Annotated in this window: 9 protein-coding genes and 2 tRNA genes; 1 reads left to right on the top strand and 10 read right to left on the bottom strand. The window is 64.1% G+C overall.

The genetic code is table 11. The features are described 5' to 3' along the window. The 8 genes from N878_RS24145 to N878_RS24110 form a co-directional block, all read right to left on the bottom strand. The coding region (locus tag N878_RS24145) for a thiol-disulfide oxidoreductase DCC family protein (protein ID WP_256218132.1) at window positions 1-306 on the bottom strand (306 nt) is incomplete at its 3' end. A 38-nt stretch (window positions 307-344) separates the two neighbouring features. After that, window positions 345-1,667, bottom strand: a complete 1,323-nt coding sequence (rimO, locus tag N878_RS24140; protein WP_021446054.1) for a 30S ribosomal protein S12 methylthiotransferase RimO — start codon at window positions 1,665-1,667, stop codon at window positions 345-347. A 96-nt stretch (window positions 1,668-1,763) separates the two neighbouring features. Continuing rightward, a complete protein-coding gene (locus tag N878_RS24135; RefSeq protein ID WP_021446053.1) occupies window positions 1,764-2,312 on the bottom strand; it encodes a cytochrome b in 549 nt (182 codons plus the stop codon). A 136-nt stretch (window positions 2,313-2,448) separates the two neighbouring features. Next, window positions 2,449-2,525: transfer RNA gene (locus tag N878_RS24130), tRNA-Met, on the bottom strand. Between the two features lie 115 nt (window positions 2,526-2,640). Further along, a tRNA-Met gene (locus N878_RS24125) sits at window positions 2,641-2,717 on the bottom strand. A 549-nt stretch (window positions 2,718-3,266) separates the two neighbouring features. Beyond that, window positions 3,267-5,312 carry a pyridoxamine 5'-phosphate oxidase family protein gene (locus N878_RS24120; protein ID WP_031304022.1) on the bottom strand — a complete coding sequence of 682 codons (2,046 nt, stop codon included), beginning with the start codon at window positions 5,310-5,312 and terminating at the stop codon, window positions 3,267-3,269. 54 nt (window positions 5,313-5,366) lie between these two features. Then, entirely contained in the window at window positions 5,367-5,993 is a 627-nt protein-coding gene (locus tag N878_RS24115) for a glutathione S-transferase family protein (RefSeq protein ID WP_021446051.1), read from the bottom strand. 31 nt (window positions 5,994-6,024) lie between these two features. Further along, a complete protein-coding gene (locus N878_RS24110) occupies window positions 6,025-6,912 on the bottom strand; it encodes an alpha/beta fold hydrolase (protein ID WP_021446050.1) in 888 nt (295 codons plus the stop codon). A gap of 174 nt (window positions 6,913-7,086) precedes the next feature. Between N878_RS24110 and N878_RS24105 the strand changes: the two genes are divergently transcribed. Beyond that, window positions 7,087-7,665, top strand: coding sequence for an ABATE domain-containing protein (locus tag N878_RS24105; protein WP_031304019.1), 579 nt, complete (start codon window positions 7,087-7,089; stop codon window positions 7,663-7,665). Window positions 7,666-7,887: 222 nt separating this feature from the next. On the opposite strand, the gene N878_RS24100 is transcribed toward N878_RS24105, so the two are convergent. Beyond that, a complete protein-coding gene (locus N878_RS24100; RefSeq protein ID WP_021446048.1) occupies window positions 7,888-11,022 on the bottom strand; it encodes an efflux RND transporter permease subunit in 3,135 nt (1,044 codons plus the stop codon). A gap of 1 nt (window position 11,023) precedes the next feature. After that, a complete protein-coding gene (locus tag N878_RS24095) occupies window positions 11,024-12,112 on the bottom strand; it encodes an efflux RND transporter periplasmic adaptor subunit (RefSeq protein ID WP_031304017.1) in 1,089 nt (362 codons plus the stop codon). Window positions 12,113-12,117 lie beyond the last annotated feature (5 nt).

Genomic DNA, 12,117 nt, shown 5'->3' with positions numbered 1-12,117 from the left:
CAGGCGCGCAGTGCGTTGCAGCAGCAGGATGTAGGCGTCCAGCTCGCGGTGGATGCGGCCCTGTTCGTCCGCCACGTGCAGTTCGCTCAGTGCCGCTTGCGGGTCGATGCCGGCGGCGCGCAACTCCTCGTCGCGGCCACTGATATCCAGCCACTGCACGCTGTCGGCGGGCTGGTCGCTGAGGCGTTCGTAGCGGCGGCGGTCGGCGACGCAGCGCGGACAGGCACCGTCGTAATAGACCTTGATCGGCATGGTGGCGAAGCGGTGAGGAACCTGCCGTTGAGTATAGGCCTGCAGAAATGACAAGCCCCGCTCGGGGCGGGGCTTGGCGGTGCGGCGTAGGCTTAGATCAGTTCGCCCCACATGTCGTATTCATCGGCATCGACGATGCGCACGCGCACCTTGTCGCCCGGCTTGACCGCGGTGGAGTCGATAAACACGCTGCCGTCGATCTCCGGGGCGTCGGCCCAGGAACGGGCCACGGCGCCTTCGCCGTCGACTTCGTCGACCAGCACGTCCATCTCCAGGCCGATCTTGGCCTGCAGGCGCGCGCTGCTGATCGCCTGCTGGTGGGCCATGAAACGCTCCCAACGCTGCTGCTTGATCTCGTCCGGCACAGGTTCGAGATCCATGTCGTTGGCCGGGGCGCCGTCGACCGGGCTGTACTGGAAGCAGCCGACGCGATCGAGCTGGGCTTCGCTGAGCCAGTCCAGCAGGTACTGGAAGTCTTCCTCGGTCTCGCCGGGGAAGCCGACGATAAAGGTGGAGCGGATGGTCAGCTCGGGGCAGATCTCGCGCCATTTCTTGATCCGCGCCAGAGTCTTGTCCTCGAAGGCCGGGCGCTTCATGGCCTTGAGCACTTTCGGGCTGGCGTGCTGGAAGGGGATGTCCAGGTAGGGCAGCAGCTTGCCGGCGGCCATCAGCGGGATCACGTCGTCGACGTTGGGGTAGGGGTAGACGTAGTGCAGGCGCACCCACACGCCCATCGCCGACAGCGCCTCGCACAGTTCGAGCATGCGCGTCTTCACCGGCTGGCCGTTCCAGAAGTCCAGCTTGTACTTGAGGTCGACGCCGTAGGCGCTGGTATCCTGGCTGATCACCAGCAGTTCCTTGACGCCGGCCTTGACCAGGCGCTCGGCCTCGCTCAATACGTCGCCGACCGGGCGGCTGACCAGCTTGCCGCGCATCGAGGGGATGATGCAGAAGCTGCAGCTGTGGTTGCAGCCCTCGGAAATCTTCAGGTAGGCGTAGTGGCGCGGGGTGAGCTTGATGCCCTGCGGCGGCACCAGGTCGATCAGCGGATTGTGCTCGGTCTTCGGCGGGATCACCTCGTGCACGGCGTTGACCACCTGCTCGTACTGCTGCGGGCCGGTGACCGCCAGCACGCTGGGGTGCACGTCGCGGATGCTGTCTTCGGCCACGCCCATGCAGCCGGTGACGATCACCTTGCCGTTCTCGGCGATGGCCTCGCCGATGGCGTCCAGCGATTCGGCCTTGGCGCTGTCGATAAAGCCGCAGGTGTTGACCACCACCACGTCGGCATCCTGGTAGGTCGGCACGATCTCGTAACCTTCCATGCGCAGCTGGGTCAGGATGCGTTCGCTATCGACCGTGGCCTTGGGGCATCCCAGGGAAACGAAGCCGACTTTCGGTGTGGCGGTGGACATGCGGGCTAACCTCGATGGGCGCCCCGGGGGCGCCGCTGATCAAAAAGTGCGCAATTCTAGCGGCGGATCGGGCACTTGACCAGAGGCGCCTGGTCTTCAGTTGCGTTTGGGCAGCATGCGGACCAGGGTGTTGTCGCCGCCTATATAGTGGTGCAGCAGTCCGGCCGCGGCGTGCAGGCCGATCAGCCAGTAGCCGGCGGTGCCGGCCAGCTCGTGCAGTTCCTTGAATTGTCCGACCAGCTCCTTGTTCGGGCCGATCAATGCCGGCAGCTCCAGGCCGAAGAAGGGGACGGGCTTGCCGGCGGCACTAAGGATCAGCCAGCCGACCAGCGGCGTGCCGATCATCAGGGCGTACAGGGCGACATGCATCAGTTTCGCGGGTACGGCTTGCCAGGCGCTCAGCGCCGGCTCGATCTTCGGCGCCGGGGTGATCACGCGAGCCAGCAGGCGCAGCCAGACCAGGGCCAATACGCTCAGGCCGAGCATGAAATGCCATTGCTTGAGCAGCTCGCGGGCGTCGCTGCCCTTGGGGAAATTGCCTTTGAGTTCGATGCAGGCGTAGACGGCGGCGATCAGGATCAGCATCAGCCAGTGCAGGCCGATGGACAGGCTGCCATAGCGGGACGGGGTGTTCTTCCAGTTCATCAGGGCGTTCCTCTGTCGATAACCTGCGTCTTCTGCAGGTACGGCAAGGGTATGCCCGCCTGGCTTAAGGGAAGCTGAGGAAGATCAACGGCGGAAACGAAAAAGGCCACTCGTTTGAGTGGCCTTTTTCTGAAGGTGGTTGCGGGAGCAGGATTTGAACCTACGACCTTCGGGTTATGAGCCCGACGAGCTACCAGACTGCTCCATCCCGCGCCGATGATTCTACGCCTGATTTAAATGCTGTCAATCGGTTTGTTTGTTTTAATCGACTGAGTCAATTGAAGGCGCAAACAAAAAGGCCACTCGCTTGAGTGGCCTTTTCGATGTTTGGTTGCGGGAGCAGGATTTGAACCTACGACCTTCGGGTTATGAGCCCGACGAGCTACCAGACTGCTCCATCCCGCGTCTGTGGGTCGGCATTCTACCGTCGGCTGCGCCGCTGTCAACCATGTATTTGAAGAAAACTGTTTTCAACTCAGGTGCTTAGCGTTAAACAGCTGTTAGATTTCAGGGCCTAGGCCAGGCCGGGCAAGGCTTCCAAGGGTGTCGTGCGCCAGATGATCCACGTCGACTGTGCATCCCTTATCCGAGTGTTTTTGGCGTCCCACTGGTGGTCGACTGGGTGTTTGGTGTCCGTTAGCGTTCGCAGGCGTGCGGGTCCAGCAGTGGAAAAAGCGGGTATTCACGCGGGGTTCGTAAACCGCCAGGAGATACCCGCCATGCCTTTGACTGGTGTCCAGATGCGCCAAGCCAGGCCCGCTCGTCCCAAGTCCCCTAAATTCAGTGACGAGCGGGGCTCTTTTCATTCGGGGCTAAGTCGTTTCTCAGCCTGCACCTAACCGCTGCAAGGGAGCTGTTCGGGCCGAATGTTGAGATTCGCCGGACCAGTTACAGCACGGAAGATTTCAAGCCCGGCGATGGAGGTGATTTCATCAGCTATTTCAGTGTTCCTCATCAGATATCCAGAACCAGCGGCTGCCCACCGCTTTCGTCTAAAGCGGGTACAGCGCAACAGATGAGCGCCATGCCTTCGTCCGGCATCTGAGTCGGGAGATGGGGGTAGTGCACCTGGCCGCTGAGCACTTTCGTTCGGCACATGCCGCAGGACCCACCACGGCAGCTGAAGTCGGGAGACAGACCACGGCTTTCCGCCAGTTCCAGCAGGCTGCCGCTGCCTGGTTTCCAGCGGGCTTCCCTGGCCGAGGCGGAGAAATACACCGGCGCCGGCGCTGTTGCCGCCGGCGGCTGAGCGGGTGTTGCTGGGTGATTGTCCTCTTTGCGTTGCAGCGTCGAGGGGCCAAAGGTCTCGGCGTGGATGCGTTGATCGGCGATGTTCAGTGCGCGCAGGCCGTCGTAAATCGCTTGGACAAAGCCCCCGGGGCCACATAAGTAGAAGTCGTAGTCGTCCACCGGCAGGTGAATCTTGATCGTCGCGACGTCGAGACGTCCGAGCAGTTCATGATCCCGGCCCAGCACTGTATTTTCTTCCGGGCAGCTGAGGGCGCGGTGCACCTGCAACAGGTCAGGGCAGCGTTTGCGCAGATTGGTGATGTCCTGCTGAAAAGGCAATTGCTTCAGGGTTCGCGCGGACTGGAACAGGTGAATGCGGCGCTTGTTTCCCGACAGCTGGTTCTGCGCCACCAATTCCCGCAGCATCGAAAGCAATGGCGTCATGCCGACGCCTGCGCCGATCAGTACCACGGGGCGTGCCGTGTCTCCATCAAGGGTGAAGCGCCCCATGGGGGCGCGTACCTGTAGCCGGTCACCGACTCGAACCTGGTCGTGCAGGTAGCGCGAGACCAGCCCCTGAAGCTTGACGCTGATGCGCAGAAAGCTGTCAGAGGGTGCGCTGGACAGGCTATAGGTGCGAACCAGCACCTGCCCCCCGGCGGCCGTGGGAATGCGTAGCGGTAGATGCTGTCCCGCCATGAAACTGACCGTCTCGCCGTTTGGGGGCTGGAGGTAGAAGGAACGGATGTCCTGGCTTTCCTGCTCCAGGCGGATCACTTGCCAGTCCTGCCACTGATTGCGCTGCTGCCCATCGGCTTCGGCCCAGGTACCGGTCATCAGGCTGGTCGGCGCGTATTCCTGGAAATTCCAGCGAATCGATAGAGCGCGCGGTCGAAGCACGGCCTGCTGTACGTCGAGGGTCCAGAGGCGTTCGGCACCCTTGAAAGCGCCGATCATCGGGCTGTTGGCAATCAGTTCCGTCGTTCCAAACAGTTGCAGCACATCGCCATTGAGAAAATCGACAAAAAGCAATCCGGCGACCGGGTTCAGGTGCAGGTTGCCCAGGGTGTTGAAGTGCAAGTTGCCGGCGTAGTCCGGGATGGTCAGGCGGTTCCCGGCGACTTTAATGAATCCAGGCCGCCCACCGCGATGGGAGACATCCACAGAGCGTTGGCCGTCTTCGTGCTCGACGTAGCTGGCGACGAAGAACGTATCGGCATTGCGGATCATCGCTGCCAGGCTGGCGTCTAGCGCCGCGAAGTCCCGGCGTGCGTCCTGCTCGTCGCGGCCTGTCTCCTCGCGGGTGTAGGTGCGTTGCTGGATGTACTGCGGGCAATTGCCGAAGGAGTGCTCGACGGCGACTTCCAGACGACCCGCTTCGACTTGTCGGAGGACGCCGTTCATGCGGTTGCGCCGCCGTGTGTGCAACTCGATGCCCAGCAGGCCGATCGCGCTGCCGGTCGCAAAGCCGCTGGTCGCCGGGTCCTGCTGGTCGAGTTCGGTGGCTAGCACGAGGCAGCGGGGATCGGGCGAGGTGACGAAGCCTTCCGGCCCTTCGAGTAGCGTCGCCCAGGGGCGGCCCTGGGCATCCACTGCGCCGACGATCATGAAGGGCAATTGGTGATAGAAGTCACGGTGCTGGTCTGGCATGTAGTCACGGATCACCCGCTGACCGTAGGACTCCATGTCCCCGGAAACGCCGGCGCGTTCTTGCATCGCCTTTTCGCCGGCATGCCAGGGAGAACGGCGGGGATTGGTTGAAGTATCCATCACGAAGACCTCGCTGGGGGAGGCTGCCGGGCGTACCGGCAGCGGGCGGCGGGTTCAGCCGGCCTGCAGGCCGGCCACGGAGCGCTGCATGGGCACGAAGCCGGGCAGGGCCTCGATGCGGGTCAGCCAGGCGCGGAGGTTGGGGTATGGCGCCAACGACACATTGCCCTCCGGCGCGAGCGCGATGGAGGTGTAGTTGGCGATGTCAGCAATGCTGGGACAATCACCGGCGAGGAAGGGCGTTCTGGCCAGTTCGCCATCCATGATCTGGAACAAGGCATGGGCGCGGGCGATGACGTCGTCGGCATCGAAGCGGGCGCCGAATACCCTGATCAGCCGCGCGGCCCCAGGCCCGAAGGCGACCTGGCCGGCGGCCACCGACAGCCAACGCTGTACACGGGCCTCGCCTAGGGGATCTGCCGGCAGCCAGCGACCGTTGCCATATTTTTTCGCCAAGTAGACGAGGATGGCGTTCGAGTCGCTGACGATGGTGCCGCCGTCGTCGATCACCGGCACCTGACCGAAGCTATTGAGGGCGAGGAATTCGGGGTGCTTGTGGGCCCGCTTGGCCAGGTCGACGAAGATCAGCTCGGTGGGCAACTTCAGCAACGCGAGCAGCAGCTCTGCGCGGTGGGCATGCACCGACAGCGGATAACGGTAGAGTTTGATGGCGCGGGTCATGGCGCGAGCTCCGGTCGAGTTGGGCAAGACATCAGGCCTGAATGCTCCCCAGCACGTCCCGGATGCGCCGGGCGATATGATCCACATGGGTTTCCAGGGCGAAGTGCCCGGTATCGAGCAGCTCCACGATCGCACCGGGATTGTCGCGTTTGAAAGCTTCAGCGCCCGGCGGGATGAAGAAGGGATCGTGCGCGCCCCAGATCACCAGGGTAGGCAGTCGCGTATCGCGCAGGAACGCTTGGAAGGCCGGGTACAGCTTCAGGTTATTGGCGTAATCGAGGAACAGGTCGAGCTGGATGTCCTTGTTGCCTGGACGTTCCAACAGCAACGCATCGAGGTAGTACGACTCGGGCGCCACCCGCTCCACGTCCTTCACGCCATGCAGGTACTGCCAGCGGGTGCCGGCTAGGTTCAGCACGGCATCGTTCACCACCTGGCGGCGCTCGGGATTGCCAGGTTCGGCCCAATAGTCGCGGATCGGCTGCCAGGCATCGCCCAAACCTTCCAGGTAGGCATTGCCATTTTGCGAGATCAACCCGGTGACTCGATCCGGATGGGCCAGGGCCAGGCGCAGGGCGGTGGGTGCGCCGTAGTCGAATACGTAGAGGGCGTAGCGTTGCAGGCCCAGCTTCTCGACGAAGGCGTCGAGGGTGAGCGCCAGAGCATCGAAGCTGTAGCGGTATTCACGCTCAGCGGGCACCTCGGTGAAACCGAACCCCGGCAGGTCCGGCGCAACGATATGGAACATGTCGGCCAGCAGCGGGATCAGTTCGCGGAACTGGTGGGAAGAGCTGGGAAAGCCGTGAACCAGCAGCAGGGTGGGGGCGGCGGGGTCACCCGCCTCACGGTAGAAGACGCGGACACCGTCGGCGTCGACGAACTGATGGCGAACCGGGATATGCACGATAGGTGAGGTCATGGCGGTCACTCTGTAACTTGTAAAATGATTATTTATGGTTACCCATGGCGCCGATTATGAACCTTGCCTGTAACCTGTCAACTGGATAAAAAAGGTTACAAGCCAGAATTTTGTAACTGTTCACTTATGGTTTATAGGGTTACCATTTGGCCGGTTACCTTACAGAGCACCATCATGACCACCACCTCTGCTTCGCCTCCCGTCGAACCCTTCGTCCTGGCCGACCACCCCGTGCTGGACATGCTCAATACCTTGGCCGCTCTGGACGGGGCTCCTCTGGAGTTCTGGCGCAGCGACGAGGATGTCCGAGCTTGGCTGGTCCGCACCGGCTGGGACCTACCCAGCACGCGCTTTCCCAAGGGCGAGTTGCTGAAGGCGGCGTTGACCCTGCGCGAAGCGGTGCGGGGGCTGGTGGAGCGACGCAAGGCGGGCGGCCAGGGTTCGCCGGAGGTACTCAATCGCTTCCTGGCCACGCCCAGCCACCTGCGGCTGGACTGTTCGGCGAGTGGAGAACTGCGACTGGAGAAGGTGCGGGCAGCAACCACCGCCGAGCAGTACCTGGCGCCTCTGGCCGAAGCGGCTGCCAAGTTGCTGGTGGAAGGAGACTTCAATCTGGTGCGTCAATGCGAACATCCAGATTGCGTGCTCTGGTTCTACGACCGCACCAAGTCCCATCGCCGCCGCTGGTGCAGCATGGCGCTATGCGGTAACCGGCATAAGGTGGCGGAGTTCCGTAAACGCAAGCAGCAGTGATGCGGGTTTTATGAGAAGCACTGAGTCTGGATTGCAGGGACGACTACAACGCCGAGCACCCGACGAAGCCCAGGTCCTGGCCGGCTCCGCTGAACAGGCGTCCTTGGCCAGTCGTTCAGGTGCTCTAGCACCATGTGCACGGCACGTGCACGGACTTCGGGGGAGTAGGTTGTAGTCGTTCTCATGACCTCATCTTCTCGGCGGCGGATCGCCGCGATTCGCTCATGCCTCGCTGCCTTCGCGCTGCCGCAGTGCACGGGTTTGCGTCTGCCCGGAGGGCGTCCAACTCGGGGGCGCCTCGCGGGTCGGCTGCGGCTTCGTGCGCAGGATCAGCGCGGCGAGGGCAGGGAGGAACAGCAGCGTCAGCAACGTCCCGACCAGGACTCCGCCTATCAGCACATAGGCCATCGCTGACCAGAACACCGAGAAGGTCAGCGGGATGAAGGCGAGGGCGGCGGCCAGCGCCGTGAGCAACACTGGGCGGGCGCGACGCACCGTGGCTTCGATGATCGCTTCGCGTAGCGGCCTGCCGTCAGCCTGCTCGTGGCGGATCTGGTCGGTGAAGATCAGGGTGTTGCGCATCAGGATGCCGCCGATGCCGATCAACGCCAGAATGGCGTTGAAGCCGAACGGCTGGCCGAACAGCAACAGGGTCGGCACCGCACCTATCAGGCCCAGCGGCGCGGTGGCGAAGACCATGAACATCAGGGCGAAAGAACGCACCTGGAACATGATCACCACCAGGGTCAGCAGAATCATGAGCGGGAACCACTCGGCAAGGGCCCGATTGGCCTTGGCGCTTTCCTCGACCGGGCCGCCGATGGTCACCCGGTAGCCTTCCGGCAGGCCGGCGATCAGCGCCTGCAAGTCGGCATATACCGCCTTCTGCACATCTGGCGGCTGGGTGCCGGGCAGGATGTCGGCGCGCACCTCGAAGGTCGGCTCGCGGTCACGGCGTTTGAGGATGGGCTCCTCCATCACGGCCTGGAAATGGCCTACCTGCTCCAGGGGCACCGATACCCCCGCCGCGTTGGTAATGGTCAGGCCGGCGATGCCGTCGAGGTTCTCCCGCTGAGTATTCAGGGCCCGCACCATCACCGATACGCTGCGAGTGCCTTCACGTACCTCGGTCACCGGGTTGCCGACCAGCAGGGCGTTGAGCTGGCTTTTCACCTCATCGAGGCTGAAGCCCAACAGGCGCAGACGATCCTGGTCGAGCACCAGGCGGTAGGCACTGCTGCGTTCACCCCAGTCGACGAAGGTGTCGCGCGTCATGGGGTTGGTGCTCACCACGGCGCGCACTTCTTCGCTGACCTGCCGGAGTCGTTCGAGATCGGGGCCGGAGACGCGAAACACCACCGGGAACGGCACCGGTGGGCCGAACACCAGTTGCGTGACGCGCACCCGCGCGGAGGGGAATTCGCCGGCTTCGACACGGGCCTGCATGCGCGCCTTGAGGGCGTCGCGGGCATGCGAGTCGGCGGTTTGCACGATGAGCTTGGCGAAGGCCGGGTCCGGCAGTTCCGGATTCAGCGACAGGAAGAAGCGGGGGGCGCCGCCGCCCACATAGGCATCCACCATCTGCGTCTGGGGCTCTTCGAGCAGGGCTTGCTCCACCTGAGCGACCACCGCTTCGGTGGCCTTGAAGGCGCTACCCGGCGGCATGTAGACCTCCACCAGCAACTCCGAGCGGTCGGAGTTGGGGAAGAACTGTTTCTTCACCGCGCCAAGACCCAGGATGCTGAGGGCGAAGGCGCCCACCACCAGAACGCTGACGAGCACGCGGCGGTTGACGCACCAACTGACAACACGTCGCAGACGCTGGTAGCCCGGCGTGGCGTAAAGCGCCTCGTGGCCACCGGCCACCGGGCGGATCTTCGGCAGCAGTTTCACGCCCAGGTAGGGGGTGAAAAACACTGCCACCAGCCAGGAAGCGAGCAGGGCGAAGCCGACGATCCAGAAGATGTTGCCGGCATATTCACCGGCGCCCGAGCGGGCGAACCCCACCGGCAGGAATCCGATGACCGTCACCAGGGTGCCGGTCAGCATGGGTGCGGCAGTAGAGGTCCAGGCGAAGGTGGCGGCCTGCATGCGTCCCAGGCCTTCTTCGAGCTTTACCACCATCATTTCGATGGCGATGATGGCGTCGTCCACCAGAAGCCCCAGAGAGAGGATCAGCGCGCCGAGGGTGATGCGGTCGAACTCTCTGCCAGTCGCCAGCATCACCACGAAGACGATGGACAGAGTCAGAGGCACGGCGGCGGCTACCACCAGGCCGACGCGCAGGCCCAGCGCCAGCAGGCTGATGACCATGACCACGGCAAGGGCGACAAAGAACTTGAGCATGAATTCGTTCACCGCCAGGCGGATCTTCTCGGCCTGGTCGGCGACCTTGTCGAAGCGTATGCCGAGCGGCAGGTCGGCCTGGATGCGTGACTCTTCGGCCTGCAAGGACTCGTCCAGCTCCAGGCCGTTGAAATGCGGTTCCATCACCACGCCGAGCATCAGCGCTGGCTTGCCCTGGTGACGGATACGGTAGCTCGCCGGCTCCTCGTAGCCGCGGCGTACGTTGGCAACGTCGGCGATGCGCAGGAGTCGGCCGCCCGCGTTGATCGGTACGTTCTCGATCAGCTCGAGGCTGTCGAAGGCGCCATCGAGACGGATGTGGGCGCGCGGGCCGCTGGTCTCGACGAAGCCGGCCGGCGCCACGGTATTCTGTTTGGCCAGGCTGTCGAAGATCTGCTCGGGCCGCAGACCCAGGGTGGCCAGACGCTCGTAGGAGAACTCGACGAAGATGCGCTGCGCCTGCTCGCCGAGGATGTTGACCTTCTTCACCCCGGGCAGACGCAGCAGTTGCTGGCGCAGATCCTCGGCCATGCGCACCTGCTGGCGATGCGGCAAGGGCTCGGCCTCCAGTGCGTAGAGGGCGAAGTAGACGTCGGAGTATTCATCGTTGAAGTAGGGGCCCAGGACGCCCCGGGGCAGGCGCTGGGCCTCGTCCGTGAGTTTCTTGCGGGTCTGGTAGAACAGCTGCTGGATGTCCTTGGGACGGGTGGAGTCGAGGAACTGCAGGCGCATCGAGACGAAGCCGGGCTGGGCGATGGTCTCCACCCGGTCATACAGATCCAGTTCCTGCAGGCGCTTCTCCAGGCGATCGGCCACCTGCTCCTGCATTTCCCTGGCGGTGGCGCCCGGCCAGGCTGCCGTGATGGTCATGGTCTTTACGGTGAACGAGGGGTCCTCGGCGCGGCCGAGCTTGCCGAAGGCGATGACGCCGGCCAGCAGCGTCGCGATGATCAGGAACAGGGTCACCGCCGGCTGGCGCACGGCGTAGCTGGACAGGTTGAAGCCGCTCATCTCAGTGCTCCCGGGCGAGCGAAGGCGTAGCGAGTTCGCGTACGCTGTCGCCGGCATTGAGGAGCTGCGCGCCGAGCGCGACGATGCGCTCGCCAGGCGCCAGGTCTCCCTCCAGCAGCGCATGTTCCTGCCCCAGGCGTAGGACCTTGACCGTTCTCAGCGTAACCCGGCTGTCTGCGCCTATGACCCAGACACCGGTTGCCTGGCCCTTGTCGAGTAGCGCGCCGAGCGGCACCCGTACTTGTCGCGCCTGTGCCGCGCTGCCCAGGTGCAGCGTTACGGTGGAGCCCAGGGCCAGATCGGCATTATCCCCGGCCAGGGTGTAACGGGCTCGAAAGGTACGGGTGACGGGGTCGGCACTGGCGGACAGTTCGCGTAGCGTCGCAGGCAGCGAGGTTTCCTGGCCGTAGGGAATGGCCTGCGCCGGCTGACTGGCCAGCACGCGCTGGGTCTCCGGGAGGTCGATCACCGCCTCGCGTGCGCCCGCATGGGCCAGCCTGACGACCACCTGACCCTCGCCGACCACCTGGCCGCGATCCGCCAGCACCTCGGTAACCACGCCATCGGCGTCGGCGACCAGGGTCGAGTAGTGCTGGCGGTTCTCCACTTGGGCGGCCTCCGAACTGGCGGCGGCATGAGCCGCCTCGGCCACGCGCAGCCGGGTGGCCGCCTGTTCGAATCTCTGCCGCGAAATGGCACCGGTATGACTCAGGCGGCGATAGCGGGCTTCGTCGTCGCGCGCCTGGCGCAATTCGGCCTGGGCGGCGGCAACCCGATTGCGGGCGGCGCGCAGAGCGAGCTGGAAGTCGACGTTGTCCAGTACCAGCAGGACGTCGCCGCGCGCCACGTGGGAGCCGGGATCTACCCGACGCTCGACGACCTTGCCGCCGACCCTGAAGCCCAGGTCACTGGTGGTGCGGGCGGCGACGACCCCGGTGTAGAGCGAGGTGCCGCTGGTGGCTGCCTGCGCGGTTGTGGTCAGCACGTTACGTGGCTGTAGAGCCGGCGCCGAGGTATCGGCCTGACTGTGACAGCCGGCCACCAGCGCCAGTGACAATATGAGGGGGAGTGACAGGGGCTTGGTACGCATCGTTC

Origin of the sequence: Pseudomonas sp. EGD-AK9, from assembly GCF_000465935.2 — a bacterium.
Taxonomy (GTDB): domain Bacteria; phylum Pseudomonadota; class Gammaproteobacteria; order Pseudomonadales; family Pseudomonadaceae; genus Aquipseudomonas.
Note: the sequence above shows the minus strand (reverse complement) of the source record. Positions and strands in the feature narration are given on the sequence as shown.